Annotated in this window: 13 protein-coding genes, 1 other RNA gene and 2 pseudogenes; 12 read left to right on the forward strand and 4 right to left on the reverse strand. The window is 67.4% G+C overall.

Features of this window, described 5'->3' with window-relative positions:
* Positions 1 to 35: 35 nt before the first annotated feature.
* The 7 genes and pseudogenes from QP165_RS06765 (at position 36) to pnp (ending at position 9,408) form a co-directional block, all read left to right on the forward strand.
* Positions 36 to 793: pseudogene (locus QP165_RS06765) on the forward strand (DUF448 domain-containing protein).
* Complete coding sequence (gene infB, locus QP165_RS06770) at positions 790 to 3,633, forward strand: translation initiation factor IF-2 (protein ID WP_333994679.1); 2,844 nt, start codon at positions 790 to 792, stop codon at positions 3,631 to 3,633. Before QP165_RS06765 ends, infB begins: the two are co-directional and overlap by 4 nt.
* Before the next feature lie 154 nt (positions 3,634 to 3,787).
* Positions 3,788 to 4,201 carry a 30S ribosome-binding factor RbfA gene (rbfA, locus tag QP165_RS06775; protein ID WP_333994681.1) on the forward strand — a complete coding sequence of 138 codons (414 nt, stop codon included), beginning with the start codon at positions 3,788 to 3,790 and terminating at the stop codon, positions 4,199 to 4,201.
* A gap of 572 nt (positions 4,202 to 4,773) precedes the next feature.
* Positions 4,774 to 5,349 (forward strand): thymidine kinase, encoded by a 576-nt coding sequence (locus QP165_RS06780; RefSeq protein ID WP_333994683.1) that lies wholly within the window; start codon positions 4,774 to 4,776, stop codon positions 5,347 to 5,349.
* Between the two features lie 156 nt (positions 5,350 to 5,505).
* Positions 5,506 to 6,504 (forward strand): tRNA pseudouridine(55) synthase TruB, encoded by a 999-nt coding sequence (truB, locus tag QP165_RS06785; RefSeq protein WP_333994684.1) that lies wholly within the window; start codon positions 5,506 to 5,508, stop codon positions 6,502 to 6,504.
* Between the two features lie 18 nt (positions 6,505 to 6,522).
* A complete protein-coding gene (gene rpsO / locus QP165_RS06790) occupies positions 6,523 to 6,792 on the forward strand; it encodes a 30S ribosomal protein S15 (protein ID WP_055881152.1) in 270 nt (89 codons plus the stop codon).
* A gap of 192 nt (positions 6,793 to 6,984) precedes the next feature.
* Positions 6,985 to 9,408, forward strand: a complete 2,424-nt coding sequence (pnp, locus tag QP165_RS06795; protein ID WP_333994686.1) for a polyribonucleotide nucleotidyltransferase — start codon at positions 6,985 to 6,987, stop codon at positions 9,406 to 9,408.
* 336 nt (positions 9,409 to 9,744) lie between these two features.
* Here the strand turns inward: pnp and ssrA are convergent.
* Positions 9,745 to 10,099, reverse strand: a transfer-messenger RNA (tmRNA) gene (gene ssrA / locus QP165_RS06800).
* Between the two features lie 60 nt (positions 10,100 to 10,159).
* On the opposite strand from ssrA, the gene QP165_RS06805 reads away from it, so the two are divergent.
* A complete protein-coding gene (locus tag QP165_RS06805) occupies positions 10,160 to 10,591 on the forward strand; it encodes an RrF2 family transcriptional regulator (protein WP_333994687.1) in 432 nt (143 codons plus the stop codon).
* Positions 10,592 to 10,682: 91 nt separating this feature from the next.
* Here the strand turns inward: QP165_RS06805 and mscL are convergent, their stop codons facing one another.
* Positions 10,683 to 11,153 carry a large conductance mechanosensitive channel protein MscL gene (mscL, locus tag QP165_RS06810; protein ID WP_056016491.1) on the reverse strand — a complete coding sequence of 157 codons (471 nt, stop codon included), beginning with the start codon at positions 11,151 to 11,153 and terminating at the stop codon, positions 10,683 to 10,685.
* 103 nt (positions 11,154 to 11,256) lie between these two features.
* Here mscL and QP165_RS06815 point away from each other — a divergent pair, with 103 nt between their 5' ends.
* The 4 genes from QP165_RS06815 to QP165_RS06830 are packed head-to-tail and all read left to right on the forward strand — an operon-like array spanning position 11,257 to position 13,897.
* Entirely contained in the window at positions 11,257 to 11,856 is a 600-nt protein-coding gene (locus tag QP165_RS06815) for a LemA family protein (RefSeq protein WP_333994690.1), read from the forward strand.
* Between the two features lie 16 nt (positions 11,857 to 11,872).
* A complete protein-coding gene (locus tag QP165_RS06820) occupies positions 11,873 to 12,724 on the forward strand; it encodes a TPM domain-containing protein (RefSeq protein WP_333994693.1) in 852 nt (283 codons plus the stop codon).
* A gap of 1 nt (position 12,725) precedes the next feature.
* A complete protein-coding gene (locus QP165_RS06825; protein WP_333994695.1) occupies positions 12,726 to 13,397 on the forward strand; it encodes a TPM domain-containing protein in 672 nt (223 codons plus the stop codon).
* Positions 13,394 to 13,897 (forward strand): NUDIX hydrolase, encoded by a 504-nt coding sequence (locus QP165_RS06830; RefSeq protein WP_333994697.1) that lies wholly within the window; start codon positions 13,394 to 13,396, stop codon positions 13,895 to 13,897. The genes QP165_RS06825 and QP165_RS06830 overlap by 4 nt, the downstream gene beginning before the upstream one ends.
* Positions 13,898 to 13,915: 18 nt before the next feature.
* On the opposite strand, the gene QP165_RS06835 is transcribed toward QP165_RS06830, so the two are convergent.
* Together QP165_RS06835 and hrpB are read right to left on the reverse strand one after the other, a co-directional pair.
* Entirely contained in the window at positions 13,916 to 14,197 is a 282-nt protein-coding gene (locus QP165_RS06835) for an ETC complex I subunit (protein WP_031440756.1), read from the reverse strand.
* Between the two features lie 10 nt (positions 14,198 to 14,207).
* Positions 14,208 to 16,744, reverse strand: a pseudogene (gene hrpB, locus QP165_RS06840) (ATP-dependent helicase HrpB).
* Positions 16,745 to 16,870 lie beyond the last annotated feature (126 nt).

Consider the following 16,870-nt stretch of genomic DNA (forward strand, 5'->3'; position numbering starts at 1 on the left):
GGCGGCAAGCGCGAGCGCGCCCCGGCCCGCCGCGCGTGCGCGAAGGCGCCGAAGCCGAACCCATCCGCAAGTGCATCCTCTCGGGCGAACGCGACGTGCGGCCGCATCTGGTGCGGCTCGCGCTCGCGCCGGACGGGCAGATTCATCCCGACGTGCGCGCCAAGGCGCCCGGTCGTGGTGCGTGGATCGGCGTCACGCGCGTCGAACTCGAAGCCGCGATCAAGAAGGGTAAGCTGAAAGGCGCGCTCGCACGGGCGTTCAAGACGGGCGAGTTCACGATTCCCCCGAACTGCCCGCACAGATCGAAGCCGCGCTGGAGCGTAACGCGCTCGACCGGCTCGGGCTCGAATCGCGCTCGGGCACCGTCCTGATCGGTTCCGACCGGATCGAGCAGAACGCGCGCTCGGGCAAGCTGAAGGCGCTCTATCATGCGTCCGACGCGGCCGAGGATGGCAACCGCAAGCTCGACCAGGCGTGGCGCATCGGCAACGATGTCGAAGGCTCGGGTCTGCGGGGGTTGGCACTGCCTGCGTCACGCACCATATTGGCGTTGGCGCTGGGGCGGGAAAATGTGGTACACATTGGCCTGACCGACCGCGCTGCAGCAAAGCGGGTGAGCGAAGCGCTCGACCGTTGGCTGCATTTTATCGGCCCCGAACCTTCTCCCGTGTCTTGCGAAACGGCCTCGCAGGGCGCATCGGCGTCCCAACAAAACGGGACGTCACCCATAACAGGGGCGTCCGGATCGACCGGACACAGCCCGGCCGTGGACATGACTGAGGAATTTGAGTGAGCGACACGGACAACGAGAAGCCGAAACTTGGCATGCGCGCACCTTTGGGTGTGAAGCGCACGGTCGAGACCGGCCAGGTGAAGCAGAGCTTCAGCCACGGCCGATCGAATACGGTGATCGTGGAAACCAAGCGTGCGCGCGTGCTGCGCCGTCCGGGCGAGCCCGACGGCCCGGTCGCGGATGCACCGGTAGCGGCGCCCGCACCCGTTGCGGCGCCGGCACCGGCTCCACAGGCGCGTGCTCCACAGCCCGCCCCAGCCCCCGTGCGTCAGCCGGCGCAGAGCAACCTGTCGCCGCAGGAGCGTCAGGCAAAGCTGCTGCGCGAGGCGGAAGAGCAGCGCATGAACACGCTGGAAGAGGGGCGTCGTCGTCAGGAGGCCGAGCGTCTCAAGGCGGCCGAGGACGAGCGCAACCGCGCCGCCGACCGTGCCCGTGCCGAGGCGGAAGCCAAGGCCGCGCCGGCGCCGAAGCCGGTCGAGGCCCCTGCGCCCGCGCCTGTGGTCGAAGCGGCTCCCGCTCCGGTCGCGGCACCGACGCCTGCGCCCGTCGCTGCGCCAGCCCCGGCTCCGGCCGCGACACCTGCGCCCGCGCCTGTCGTCGCTGCACCGAAGCCCGCACCCGTCGTGGCGGCACCTGCGCCGGCTCCCAAGCCTGCGCCGGCCCCCGTTGCTCCGCCGGCACCGCCGCCGATTCTGGAACTGTCGCGCGATCCGTCGATGCCGGCACCACGCCGGTTCTCGCCGGTGGCGCGTCCCGAACGCCCTCCCCCGCCGCCAAAGCCCGTTGCAGCGCCTGCCGCAGCAGCAGCGCCGACCACGGCGGCCAATGCCGGTACGACCGCAGCGCGCCCTGGCGCGACCGGTGCAAACGCACCCGCGGGTGGCGTACGCCGCGATGCCGTCCCGGCACGGCCGCAGCAGCGTGACCGCAAGGGCGACGATCGTCGCACGTCGGGCAAGCTCACCGTCAACCGCGCGCTCGGCGATGGTGACGGCGCCCGCGCCCGCTCGCTCGCCGCACTCAAGCGTGCGCGTGAGAAGGAGCGTCGTGGCACCGGTGGTCCGCGCGAGCCGCAGGCCAAGCAGGTCCGCGACGTGGTCGTCCCCGAGGCGATCACGGTGCAGGAACTCGCCATCCGTATGGCCGAGAAGGGCGCTGACCTCGTCAAGGCGCTGTTCAAGATGGGCATGCCCGTCACGATGACGCAGACGATCGACCAGGATACGGCCGAGCTGCTCGTCACCGAGTTCGGCCACAACCTGACGCGCGTCAGCGATGTCGACCAGGATCTGGCCAACGACACGATCGACGATGCCGAGGAGACGCTGCGTCCGCGTGCGCCGGTCGTCACGATCATGGGTCATGTCGATCACGGCAAGACGTCGCTGCTCGACGCGCTGCGCGGCACCGACGTGGTGCGCGGCGAAGCGGGTGGCATCACCCAGCATATCGGCGCGTATCAGGTCACGCTGAAGGACAAGTCGAAGATCACCTTCCTCGACACGCCGGGCCATGAGGCGTTCACGCAGATGCGTGCACGTGGTGCGGACGTCACCGACATCGTCATCCTCGTGGTGGCGGCGGACGACGGGCTGATGCCGCAGACGGTGGAGGCGATCGCCCACACCAAGGCGGCGGGCGTGCCGATGATCGTCGCGATCAACAAGATCGACAAGGAAGGCGCCAATGCGCAGAAGGTGCGCGAGCGCCTGCTGAGCGAGGAGATCGTGGTCGAGGACATGGGCGGCGACGTCCAGGACGTCGAAGTCTCGGCGCTGAAGAAGATCGGTCTCGATACGCTGATCGAGAAGATTCAGCTCCAGGCCGAACTGCTCGAACTGCGCGCCAATCCGGATCGCGCGGCCGAGGGTACGGTGATCGAGGCCAAGCTCGACAAGGGTCGCGGCCCGGTCGCGACGATCCTCGTCAACCGCGGCACGCTCAAGGTCGGCGACATCTTCGTCGTCGGCGGCGAGAGCGGCAAGGTCCGTGCGCTGGTCGACGACAAGGGCAAGCAGATCAAGGAAGCGGGTCCGGCGATGCCGGTCGAGGTTCTGGGTCTGTCGGGTGTCCCGTCGGCGGGCGATCCGTTCCAGGTGGTCGAGAACGAGGCGCGTGCCCGCGAAGTCGCGGAATATCGTCGCAGCGTGAAGACCGACAAGCGGACCGCCTCGGTTCCTGCCAGCCTCGAGAGCATGTTCTCGGCGCTGAAGGAAAAGCAGGCGATCGAATATCCGCTGGTCGTGAAGGCGGATACGCAGGGTACCGTCGAGGCGATCGTCGGGGCGATCAACAAGATCTCCACCGATCTGATCAAGGCGCGCGTGCTCAGCTCGGGCGTCGGCGGCATCACCGAGTCGGACGTCACGTTGGCGGCGGCATCGGGTGCACCGATCATCGGCTTCAACGTTCGCCCGAACGCCAAGGCGCGCGAGATCGCCGAGCGCCAGAAGGTCGCGTTCAAATATTACGACGTGATCTACGACCTGATCGACGAGATCCGGGCGGGAATGGCAGGCGAGCTTGGACCGGAAGCGTTCGAGACGGTCGTCGGCCGTGCGGAAATCCGCGAGGTCTTCTCGGCGGGCAAGCATGGCAAGGCGGCGGGTCTGCTCGTCACCGAGGGCAATATCCGCAAGGCGCTCAAGGCCCGCATCACGCGCAACGACGTCATCATCTACCAGGGCGAAATCGCATCGCTGCGTCGCTTCAAGGATGATGTCGCCGAAGTCCGTGCCGGTCTCGAATGCGGCGTGACGTTCACGTCCAACTTCGTCGACATCAAGGCAGGCGACTATCTCGAGACGTTCGAAGTCGAGATGCGCGACCGCACACTGTAATGACGTAAAGCCCTCTCCCCGGGGCCCGTGAAACCGGTAGTTTCATGGGTCTCGTCGTGGGGAGAGGGCCGGGTCAGGGGCAATACCGAGCGCTCGCGGTCGGGATTGCCCCTCACCCCCACCCTCTCCCCGGAGGGGCGAGGGAGCTGGAAGAATGAAGACCGATACCCCCGAAACCAAGTCCGTCCGCACGTTGCGTGTTGGCGAGCAGGCGCGTCACGCGCTCAGCGACATTCTCGCGCGCGGCGACGTGCACGATGCGGTGCTCGAAAAGCATCTCGTCACGATTACCGAGGTCCGGATGTCCCCCGACCTTCGCCACGCGACCGTCTTCGTGAAGCCGTTGCTCGGCAAGGACGAGGAGAAGGTGCTCAAGGCACTGCGGACCAACACCGCCTATCTTCAGCGCGAGGTCGCGGCGCGCGTGCAGATGCGCTACGCCGCCAAGCTGAAGTTCCTCCCCGACGAGAGCTTCGACGAGGGCACGCATATCGACGCGCTGTTGCGCGCCCCGCATGTCGCGCGGGATTTGGGCGCCGACGAAGGCTGGACGAGGATTCCGCGCTGACTGCGCTGGCCGATTGCCACGCAACTTGCCCAGAGGATGATCGCGCAGGGAATGCCGGTTGCGGCATGCCGATCCGCCGCCGGCAGCAGCAGCGCGATCGCGCCTGTCGCGATCATCGCCGACCCGGTCGCATAATAGACGGGCGTCGGTATGCCGCGCGCGATCGGCAGGAAGTGCAGTCCGACGACGATTGCGAGGATCGGCACCGCCGCATCGGGGATGCCCAGCACCGGGGCCAGCGCGAATGTCGCGAATATCGCGATCCCCTCGACCATCGTCCAGATGCCGATCAGCCGTCCGATACGCTTGGCGTCCGCCGCTGCCCGTACCGGCGCGGCGATGCGGCTTGCCCAGGTTATCAGCATCACCGAGATCACGATCGGGACAGCCATGCCCGGCCACCCGAACCCGGCAAGGCCGATAACGCCCCAGATCGCCCCGAAGATAGTAAGCACCCAGATGGCAGCGCGCATGACGATCCCCCGATATCATCGGCGATGGTATCCGCGCCGCGCGCAATGTCCACACACACACAGTGGACGCATCGCATGACGCACGCCTAAAGCCATGCGATGGCGAAACTCTATTTTTACTACGCGTCGATGAATGCGGGAAAGTCGACGAACCTGTTGCAGGCGGACTTCAACTATCGCGAACGCGGGATGCGGACGATGTTGTTCACCGCGGCGATCGACGACCGGTTCGCAGCGGGTACGATCACCTCGCGGATCGGGCTGGAGGCGCCGGCGATCGCGTTCGATGCGGAGACCGATATCGGCGCGTGCATCGCCCGGCAGCACGGCGAGGATGCGATATCCTGCGTGCTCGTGGACGAGGCGCAGTTCCTCACCCCCGCGCAGGTCGACCAGCTCGCACAGATCTGCGACGTGGTCGGGATCCCGGTGCTCGCCTACGGCTTGCGGACCGATTTCCAGGGGGCACTCTTCCCGGGGTCGGCGCGTCTGCTGGCGCTGGCGGACTCGCTGGTCGAGATCAAGTCGGTCTGCATGTGCGGGCGCAAGGCGACGATGAACCTGCGCGTCGATGCGAACGGCCGCGCGATTGCCGAGGGGCAGCAGACCGAGATCGGCGGCAACGACCGTTATGTCGCGCTCTGCCGCCGGCATTTTACCGAGGCTTTGGGCTGACCCCCGCCCCTTGCTCCCCACGCCCCGTCATCCTGACGAAAGTCAGGACCCAGGGTACCGAACACAGGCGCACATGGCTCTGGATCCTGACTTTCGTCAGGATGACGGAGTGCGTGGGGCTCGCGATCTTGCCCCCAGAATTCAAGGACCCCGAACATGCATGGCTGGATCATTCTCGACAAGCCGCTGGGGCTAGGCTCGACGCAGGGCGTGTCCGCGGTGAAGCGCGCCTTGCGCAACGGCGGCTATGGCAAGTTCAAGGTCGGGCATGGCGGCACGCTCGATCCGCTCGCGACGGGCGTGCTGCCGATCGCGGTCGGCGAGGCGACCAAGCTGGCCGGGCGGATGCTCGACAGCGACAAGATCTATGATTTCACGGTGATGTTCGGGGTCCAGACCGACACGCTCGACGCCGAGGGGGTGAGCATCGCCACCTCCGACGTGCGCCCGACGATGGACGCGGTCGAGGCGGTCCTCGCGCAGTTCACCGGCCCGATCGCACAGGTGCCGCCCGCCTATTCCGCGCTGAAGGTCGACGGCGAGCGCGCCTACGACCTCGCGCGCGCGGGGCAGGACGTGGTGCTCGCCAGCCGCAACGTGACGATCCACGCCCTCGCCGCCCACCCCATCCGTCATTCCAGCGAAAGCTGGAATTTCTCCGGGGAACAGGCGCCCGCACCACAGGAAGATCCCAGCGTTCGCTGGGATGACGGGGGTGAGGAGGGATCGACAACGCGGTCGGAGGCCCCGTTAGAGAAGGTCACGCTCACCGCCCACGTCTCCAAGGGCACCTATATCCGCAGCCTCGCGCGTGACATCGCGCTGGCGCTCGGGACAGTCGGTCACGTCACCATGCTGCGCCGCATCAAGGCGGGTCCGTTCGACCTCTCCGCCGCGATATCGCTGGACAAACTGGACGAACTCGCTAAGGCCTCCGCGCTTGAAGATGTACTTCTGCCCTTGAGGGTGGCGCTGGACGACATCCCGGCTCTCTCCCTCACCCCCGACCAGGCAGGGGCGCTCCGACAGGGGCGTATCTTGGCCGGGATCGCCGCAGACGATGGCCAATACTTTGCCGAGCTGGACGCCGTCCCGGTCGCGCTGGTCGAGGTCGAGGACGGAGACGTCCGGGTCGTTCGCGGTTTCAATCTGTGATGTCGTAGGACGAAATTCATGACGATTACCGCTGAACGCAAGACCGAGCTCGTCAAGGAGCATTCGCGCGCCGAGGGCGATACCGGTTCGCCGGAAGTCCAGGTCGCGATCTTGACCGAGCGCATCAAGAACCTGACCGAGCACTTCAAGGGCCACAAGAAGGACAACCACTCGCGTCGTGGTCTTCTCATGATGGTCAACAAGCGCCGGACGCTGCTGGATTATCTCCGTCACAAGGACGGCCAGCGCTACCTGGATCTGATCGCGAAGCTCGGTCTCCGCAAGTAAGACAAACGGCTCCCTTCGGGGGCCGTTTTGCTATATACGACTTTGATTCCGCGCCATCGCGCGCGGAGGCAAACGCCAGAGCGCAATTCGGTGCAATGGCAAGGAGCGACAACTCGCTCCACACCGCCGCGGGCCGGCTAAGCCCGCACATAGGCCCCGCTCGCATCTGGCGACCGGAGTGAAGGAAAAAGAATGTTCGATACCAAGACCGTAAGCGCCCAGTGGGGCGGCAAGACGCTGACGCTCGAGACCGGCCGCGTGGCCCGTCAGGCAAACGGCGCCGTGCTCGCCACCCTCGGCGAGACCGTCGTTCTGTGCGCCGTCACGGCTGCACGGACCGTCAAGGAAGGGCAGGATTTCTTCCCGCTCACCGTCCATTACCAGGAGAAGTTCTCCGCGAGCGGCCGCATCCCCGGCGGCTTCTTCAAGCGTGAGCGCGGCGCGACCGAGAAGGAGACGCTGACCAGCCGTCTCATCGATCGCCCGATCCGTCCCCTCTTCCCAGAGGGTTTCTACAACGAGATCAACGTGATCTGCCAGGTTCTGTCGTATGACGGCGAGAACGAGCCCGACATCCTCGCGATGGTCGCGGCATCGGCAGCGCTGACGATCTCGGGCGTGCCGTTCATGGGCCCGATCGGCGCAGCACGCGTCGGCTATGTCGATGGCGCCTACATCCTCAACCCGACGCTCGACGAAGCCAAGGCTGGCGATCTCGACCTCGTCGTTGCCGCCACCGGCCAGGCCGTGATGATGGTCGAATCGGAAGCCAAGGAGCTTTCGGAAGAGATCATGCTCGGCGCGGTCCAGTTCGCGCACAAGGCGTGCCGCGAAGCCGCCAACCTGATCATCGATCTGGCCGAGCAGGCTGCCAAGGATCCGTGGGAAATGGCCGAGCAGGCCGACCTGTCGACCGCCAAGGACAAGCTGAAGAAGCTGATCGGCAAGGACATTGCGGCTGCCTACAAGGTGACCGACAAGTCCAAGCGTTCGGACCTGCTGAACGCCGCACGCGCCAAGGGCAAGACCGCCTTTGCCGATGCGACCCCGCAGGACCAGATGGCGGCCGGCAAGCTGATGAAGAAGCTGGAGGCGGAGATCGTCCGCGGCGCCATCCTCAAGGACGGCACCCGCATCGACGGCCGCACCACCACGCAGATCCGTCCGATCGAAGCGATGGTGCATTTCCTCCCGCGGACGCATGGCTCGGCGCTGTTCACGCGCGGCGAGACGCAGTCGATCTGCACCACCACGCTCGGCACGCGCGACGCAGAGCAGATGATCGACGGCCTGAACGGTCTGTCGTACGAAAACTTCATGCTGCATTACAACTTCCCGCCCTACTCGGTCGGTGAAGTCGGTCGCTTCGGTGCGCCGGGTCGTCGCGAAGTCGGCCACGGCAAGCTTGCCTGGCGCGCGCTGCACCCGGTGCTGCCGTCGAAGGAAGAGTTCCCGTACACGATCCGCGTCCTGTCGGACATCACGGAGAGCAACGGCTCGTCGTCGATGGCGACGGTCTGCGGCGGTTCGCTGTCGATGATGGATGCGGGCGTTCCGCTCAAGCGTCCCGTCTCGGGCATCGCGATGGGCCTGATCCTCGAGGGCAAGAACTTCGCGGTTCTGTCAGACATCCTGGGCGACGAGGATCACCTCGGCGACATGGACTTCAAGGTCGCTGGCACGTCCGAGGGCATCACCACGATGCAGATGGACATCAAGATCGCCGGCATCACCGAAGAGATCATGGGCAAGGCGCTGGCACAGGCCAAGGAAGGCCGCGCGCATATCCTGGGCGAAATGGCCAAGGCGCTCGACCACACGCGTGAGGAGCTGTCGGCACACGCACCGCGTATCGAGACCTTCACGATCGAGAAGTCGAAGATCCGTGAAGTCATCGGCACCGGCGGCAAGGTGATCCGCGAGATCGTCGCGCAGACCGGCGCCAAGGTCGACATCGACGACGAGGGCGTGATCAAGGTGTCGTCGTCCGATCCCGCGCAGATCGAAGCGGCGATCAAGTGGATCAAGGGCCTCGTCGAGGAAGCCGAAGTCGGCAAGGTCTATGACGGCAAGGTCGTCAACCTCGTGGACTTCGGTGCGTTCGTGAACTTCATGGGTGGCAAGGACGGTCTCGTCCACGTGTCCGAAATCAAGAACGAGCGCGTCGAGAAGGTCAGCGATGCCCTGAGCGAAGGCCAGGAAGTCAAGGTCAAGGTCCTCGAGATCGACCCGCGCGGCAAGGTTCGCCTGTCGATGCGCGTCGTCGACCAGACGACCGGCGAAGAGCTGGAAGATACCCGCCCGGCGCGTGAGCCCCGTGAGGGTGGCGATCGTGGTCCGCGCGGTCCGCGTCGCGATGGCGATGGTGGCCGTGATGCCGGTAACGGCGGCGGTGGTCGTGGCCCGCGCGGCGAAGGCGGCGGCGGTGACCGTGGCTCGCGCGGCCCGCGTCGTGATGGCGATGGTGGTCGCGATGCCGGCGGTAACGGCGGTGGCCGTGGCCCGCGTCGTGACGGCGGTGGCCAAGGCGGCGAGCGCGCGCCCCGCGCCGAGCGTTCGGATGGCGACAAGGCCCCCGAATTCGCTCCGGCGTTCCTGACGGGCGATCGCGACTAAGCCTTTCGCTTTTGGCGAGACGAAGGGGGATCCGGGCGACCGGGTCCCCTTTTTCGTGGCCGATTGCGATCAACGGACAGCGGTCGACGGCTCCGCGCCGCTACCCGTCGCGCAGTCTGTAGTCGTGAGAGTTGTCGTGGGAGTGGCTTATGATCCGCCAACGTGCGGATTCGTAGCCCGCAACTGGGAATCCCGCAGGATGACGGTCGAGTGTAACCCTGCCCTGCCCGGCCTTGGCGCACGGAGGGCCAGCCTGCCGCGAACCCGTCGCCAGGGCCGGTATCTTTAAGAAGGGTAAGTGGGGAGCTTCTGTTGCTCGGTGCTCCCCGTACCGCCGGTTTCCGCTTCTGTTGCCCGGTGCGGCCCGAACCGCGCTTTCGTCCGTATAACCTAGGTCGTTAGACCGTCAGTTATGCGGCAATTGCGAGTGCTTCGTTATCGTTGGCACTTGTGTATGGGCCGTTGCGGTGGTCCCATTCCGAGCGAAACATAGCGTCGTTGAACACACGTCGATCCTAGTTCGACCCCGTCATCGTCCCCCTCTTACGAAGAGGGCGGTGGTGGAGTCGCCGGGTACTGCCCCCGGGTCCGCTGTGTCTATGACACGCCACGGTTTATCGCCATAGTCGCCAAGAGAGAATTCCCCGACGACAGTCCGGATATAGGCTGCAAGCCCGACGATTAAAAGCCTGCGAATTACGCTTCTATGGCCTTTCGCTCGCCACAAACCGCGTGCATAGCAACATATATTATGTTGACGCAGCGCTCCCGCTACGCGCTTCGCGCGATGATCTTCCTTGGCGGCGCCCCCGCCGGCAGCCCTCCGATTCCGATGACCCGGATTGCTGCGGAAGCGAACGTGCCGCGCAAGTTTCTCGAACTCATCCTTGCCGACCTGCGCGAATCCGGGTTGCTCAACAGCCATCGCGGCAAGATGGGCGGCTATTGCCTGTCGCGGCCCAGTCACCTGATTTCGCTGGGTGAAATCATCCGGATCATCGAGGGACCGCTCGCGCTGGTGCCGTGCGTGAGCAGGACTGCGTACCGACCGTGTCTTGACTGCAAGAACGAGGCGGATTGCGCGATCCGCTATGCGATGATGCGCGTCCGCGACGAGACGGCACGCATTCTCGACGGCACGAGCCTTGCTGACGCCAACGCCGAAAGTCTTGCCGCCGCGTGATCCTGCGCTCCTCCCATACGGGGGAGGACCAAGATACCGCTCGGCCACGAGCGACGAGGAAGCCTCGCGCCCGCGGCCTCTCCCGACCGGCTTATCGACGCGTCTTCAGCTCGTCGCGGATCTCGCGGAGAAGCGCGATCTCGACAGGCTCGGGCGCGGGCGTGACGGGCACCGCCTCTTCCTCACGCTTCAGCCGCGCGGCTTCGCGTTCGATCAGCCCCGCCGCGCGGTTCACGACGCGCAGGATCATGAAGATGATGAACGCGACGATGACGAAATTGACCAGCTGAGTCGCGAACGCGCCATAGCCGAGCAGCGGGACCCCCGCCTTCTTGAGCGCCGCGTAATCGCTGAGCGAGCCGGCATAACTGGCCGGCACCGGGCCCATTCGCCAGAAATAGCTCGAAAAGTCGAGCCCGCCAAAGATCTTGCCGATCACCGGCATCAGCACGTCGTCGGTCAGCGACGTCACGATCTTGCTGAATGCCGCGCCGATGATCACAGCGATCGCCAGGTCGAGCACGTTGCCGCGCATGATGAACGCCTTGAATTCCTTGAGCATATGCGCCCCCTTTTGTGACACGCTTACGCTAATCCTCGATTTCGGTTTCGCCAAGCGGGTCGACTGTCCTATGGGGGTGACACAGACAAGCAGGAGAGCCCCGATGTCGTCCTATGCCCCGATCTTCCGCGGAACTGCCGCCATCGCGCTTGCCGCGACCGTCGCGGGCTGCGGGATCAACAGCATCCCGACCGCCGAGGAGAATGTGAAGGCGCGCTGGGCCGATGTGCAGAACGACTATCAGCGGCGTGCCGATCTGATCCCCAACCTCGTGGCCACCGTCAAGGCCGCGGGGGCGCAGGAGAAGAGCATCCTCGTCGAAGTCACGCAGGCTCGTGCCGCTGCGAGCACGGTCCAGGTGTCGGGCGACGACCTGACCGATCCCGCGAAGATCGCGCAATTCTCGCGCGTGCAGGGCGCCGTCGGCCTGTCGCTGCAACGGCTTCAGGAAGCGTATCCCGAGCTGAAGAGCCAGGGCAATTACACCACGCTGATGAGCCAGCTCGAAGGCACCGAGAACCGCATCACGATCGCGCGGCGCGATTATAACGGCGCGGTCCAGGCGTATAACACGAAGATCCGCACCTTCCCCGACGCCGTCGGCGCGAAGATCTTCTATGGTGCAAAGCCGATGGTCCCGTTTGCGGCGACCACGCCGGGGGCCGAGACGGCCCCGACGGTGAACTTCGGCAACGCGAGCTGATCGCGGGGCCGGCGGCATGATCCGCGCGCTCGTGGCGGTCGTGCTTGCGGCGCTGCTCGGCAGTGGCACAGCAGGCGCGCAGACATTCCCGAAATTCACCGGCTTCGTCGTCGACGCCGCGAACGTGATCCCGCCCGAGCAGGAGGCGGCGCTCACGAAGCGGCTCGACGATCTGCAAAAGACGACCGGCAACCAGCTGGTGGTCGCGACGGTGGCGGATCTCGAGGGCTATCCGATCGAGGATTACGGCTATCGCCTGCTCCGCAGCTGGGGTGTCGGACTGAAGAACACCAATAACGGTGCCATCCTCCTCGTCGCGCCGAACGACCGCAAGGTCCGGATCGAGGTCGGCTACGGGCTCGAGCCGGTGTTGACCGACGCGTTCTCGAGCGTCGTGATCAATCAGCAGATCCTGCCCCGGTTCAAGGCGGGCGACATGGCCGGCGGCATCGTCGCCGGTACGAATGCGGTCGCCGATCAGCTCGCGCTGCCCGATGCCGAGGCCCGGGCAAAGGTCGGCGCCGCGGCGGCCGAATATGACAAGACGCATCGCCGCCCGGCCAGCAACAGCGGCGGCGGCATCCCGATCGGGCTGATCGTCTTCGGCATCATCCTGGCAGCGATCGTCATCCCGATGCTGTCGCGGCGTGCGGGCGGCAAACGCTTTTCGGACGGCAGCCGGGGCAGCAGCGCGCTCCCCATCGTGCTGTGGAGTATCGCCAACGAGATGTCGCGCGGCGGCGGCGGCGGCGGCGGCGGTGGCTGGGGTGGCGGAGACAGTGGCGGCGGCGGTGGCTGGATGGGCGGCGGCTTTGGCGGCGGTGGCGGCGGATCGGCCGGCGGCGGCGGTGCATCGGGGAGTTGGTGACATGCAGTTGAGCAAAGCCGACCATGACCGCGTGACCGCCGCGGTGACGCAGGCGGAGGCGGCCACGACGGGCGAGATCGTGACGATCGTCGCGCGTCAGTCCGACGCCTATCACGACGCGTCGCTGCAATGGGCGGTGCTCGGCATGGTCCTGACGCTCGCGATCCTCGCATTCCATCCGGTGGCCGCGGACCAGATCTATGCGCGGCTGGTCGATCCCTGGGCGCAATCCGCGCCGCAGGGCGCGCTGTTCGCGATCGCGCTCGTGCTGATGACGCTGGTCTATCTCGGCGTGCGACTGGCGCTTGCCGTGCCCGCGCTGCGAATCGCGCTGACGCCGGGCGCGACCAAATCGCGGCGGGTGCGAAGGCGTGCGTTGATGCTGTTCCGGGCGGGCGCGGAGAAGCGCACGCGCGGATCGACCGGCGTGCTGCTCTACCTGTCGCTTGCCGAACATCGTGCGGAGATCGTCGCCGACGCGGCGATCCATTCGCGCGTCCCGAACGAGACGTGGGGTGCGGCGATGGCGGCGGTCCTCACCGCCGTACGCGACGACCGGCCGGCGGACGGCATGGCCGATGCCGTCGCGCAGATCGGCGTGGTACTCGCCGAACATTTCCCGCGCACCGGCGCAGCGGTGAACGAGCTTCCTGACAGGCTGATCGAACTATGAGCAAGACCGTATGGGCGGGCAAGTTCCTGACCGTGCAGACCGAAGGCCGCTGGGAGTTCGCGGAGCGCAAGGGCCAGATCGCGGCGGCGGTGATCGTCGCGATCGACGCTGGCGACGTGATCCTCGTCGAACAGTTCCGCGTCCCGCTGGGGCGGGCCTGTCTCGAGCTGCCCGCGGGCCTGGTCGGTGACGAGACCGCGGGTGAAAGCGTCGCGGTTGCGGCGGGCCGGGAGCTGGAGGAGGAGACGGGCTACCGTGCGTCCGCGATCGAGGATCTCGGCCTGTTCTATTCGTCGCCCGGGATGACGTCCGAATGCTTCACGCTGGTGCGCGCCACCGGCCTGACCCGCGTCGGCGACGGCGGAGGCGATAGCGACGAGAACATCACCGTGCACCGCGTCGCGCTCGCCGAGGTTCCGGCCTTCGTCGCGGCGAGACGCGCCGCGGGCGTGGCGATCGACACCAAGATGCTGCTCATCCTGGCAGGATCGATCCTCTAAACCGCCCGGCGGCGCGGCTTATTTGAAGTTGTCGGCGTAGCTCTGCAGCTTCAGCGTCTTCTGCGGCGCCGGGACGACGGTGTAGCCGAACCCCTCGCGCTCGCAATGCGCGATCGCCGCTTCGGCGGTGGGGAAGAACAGGCGGAGCTGGTCGCGCGTGTCGCCGCTGCCGGCCCAGCCGGTCAGCGGATCGGGACGCTTGGGCTCCGACGGTTCGAATTCGAGTTGCCAGCTGTCGGTCCGGTGCTTGCCGGACTGCATGGCGTTCTTGGGGCGCTGAAAGATACGGGCGGTAGGCATAGCGTTCCCCTTATCGCGAACTGGCCGACCTTGCATCCGCCTTTTTCGTGCGCAGTGTCGCCGACGCCGCGGCGGGATCGTCGGGCCAGGGATGCTTGGGATAACGACCGCGCATCTCCTTGGCGACCGCGCCCCAGCTGCCCGCCCAGAAACCGGGCAGATCGCGGGTCGTCTGGATCGGGCGTCCGGCGGGCGATGTGAGGCTGAGGACAAGCGGCACGCGCTGCTCGCCGATCACCGGATGGACCGCGAGACCGAACAGCGCCTGCACGCGCAACTCGACGCGCGGACCGCCTTCCGCGGCATAGTCGATCGCGTGGGTGCTCCCCGCGGGGCTGGTGAAATCGGCCGGGGCAAGCCGGTTGATGGCCTGCAGCGCATCCCAGCCGAGCAGGTTGCGCAGCGCGTCGGCGAGCGCGCCCGGGGCAATCGCGTCCAGCCGCCGCTTGCCGGCCAGCAAGGGGGCGAGCCATTCGTCGATGCGGTCGAGCAGCGTCGCATCGTCGAGCGGCACGCCGGCATAGGCGGCGCGATCGCGCAGCGCCTGGGCGCCGTCGCTCCATGACAGCTGGCCGAGGCCATGCTCGCGGACGCCGTCGAGCAACGCGGCGAGGATCGACTCGGGATCGGCGCCGCTGTCGGGGCCACTCGACAGGCGGATCGCGCCGAGCCTGCGTTCGCGGAGCGCCTGGATTCCGCCGGTCGTGGAGTCGAACTGCACGCTACGACGCGATTCGATCCGGTCGGCGAACAGCGTCTCGACGGTGGACTGGTCGATCGCGACCGCCGACAGGATCCGCGCGCCCGCCGCCGAGCCCTGCGTATCGGCGACCGCGAGCCATTCCGACCGCGCGAGCGGCGCGGTGGGATCGAGCCGGAATCCGCGGCCTCCGACCGACGCCCATGTCTCGCCGGACGCGTCGCGCCGACGCGCGACCCGATCGGGGAAGCCCAGCGCGACGCAGACGCCTGCCCCCCGCCCGCTTGCGGCAGGGGGTTGGGGGTGGGCGCCCGATTTCGACGTCGCGCCCCGCGGACGGCGCGCGCCCACCCCCGGCCCCCTCCCGCTCGCGGGAGGGGGGCAAGTTTCGCCCATCTCTCGGCCATCCCGCGCGCCGCCTGCGCCTTGGGCCCGCGCTCGGTTTTCCATCGGCGCAGGCGGGTTTCGAGGTCGACATCCTGTCCGCCGATGCCGCGCTCGCCCAGCAGGACCGCTACCTGCGCCGCGACGGGGGCCAGGCCGCGGTCGGCGGCGCGCAGGAGCATGTGCGCCAGCCGCGGCGGCATCGGCAGTTTGGCGATCGCGCGGCCATGCGCGGTCGGCCGCCCCTCTTCGATCGCCTCGAGCGTCGTCAGGCGCGCCATCGCCTCGTCGATCGCCGCGGCAGGGGGCGGATCGATCCAGCGCAGGTCGCGCGGATCGCCGACGCCCCATAGCGCGCAGGCGAGGACCAGCGCCGAGAGGTCCGCCTCCAGGATCTCGGGAGGATCGTAGCGGGGCAGCCCCGCGGTGGCTGCCTCTTCCCACAAGCGATAGGCCGTTCCCGGCCCGAGCCGCGCCGCGCGGCCGGCACGCTGCGTGACCGCGGCCTGGCTCGCGCGTTCGGTCACCAGCCGCGTCATGCCCGCGGCGCGGTCATAGCGCGGGCGTCGCGCCAGTCCCGAATCGACGACGATACGGATACCGTCGAGCGTCAGGCTGGTCTCGGCGATGCTGGTGGCGAGCACGACCTTGCGGCGGCCATCGGGTTCGGGAAGGATCGCGGCACGCTGCGCTGCGGGGTCGAGGCTGCCATGAAGCTCGTGCAGGACGATGTCGTCGGGAAGATTGGCGAGGCGGTCGGCGGTGCGTTCGATCTCCGCGACGCCCGGTAGGAAAGCGAGGACGCCGCCCTCCGCTTCACCGAGCGCGCGCCGGATCGCGGACGCGACCGAATCCTCGATCCGCAACTCCGCCTGGCGGCCGATGTGCCGCAGCGTCAGCGGATAGCTCCGGCCTTCGCTTTCGATCACCGGCGCGCCCGGTGCATCCGGGTCCATCAGCGCCGCGAATCGTGCACCGTCGAGCGTCGCCGACATCGCGACGATACGCAGATCGGGGCGGAAGCCGGCCTGCACGTCGAGGGCGAGCGCCAGTCCGAAATCGCCATCGAGACTGCGCTCATGGACCTCGTCGAACAGCACGGCGGACACGCCCGCGAGTTCTGGGTCCGCCTGGATCCGCGCGACGAAGATGCCCTCCGTGATCACGGTCACGCGCGTCGCCGCCGAGCGCTTGCTGTCCATGCGCGTCGCATAGCCGAAGGTCTGCCCGACGGGTTCGCCTGCGGTCGCCGCCATCCGCTCGGCCGCCGCCCGCGCGGCCAGACGCCGCGGCGACAGCAGCAGGATCTCGCCGGTGCACCACGGCTCGGCGAGGAGCGCGGGCGCGACCGCGGTGGTCTTGCCCGCACCCGGCGGCGCGACGAGCACCGCGGACGACCGGTCGCGCAAGGTGGCGAGCAGGTCGGGGAGTACGGCGAGGATCGGAAGCGGCGGCGCGGTCATCGGCGCCTGCTGCCACAAGGATGGGCGCGGTGACAGCGTTCGTGGCCGCCTGACGATGATCGGCACCGTACAATCCTCCCCCGCAAGGGGGAGGTGGCGCCGAAGGCGACGGAGGGGGCGGACACG

Source organism: Sphingomonas sp. 22R3R2A-7 (genome assembly GCF_036856055.1).
Classification (GTDB): Bacteria; Pseudomonadota; Alphaproteobacteria; order Sphingomonadales; family Sphingomonadaceae; genus Sphingomonas.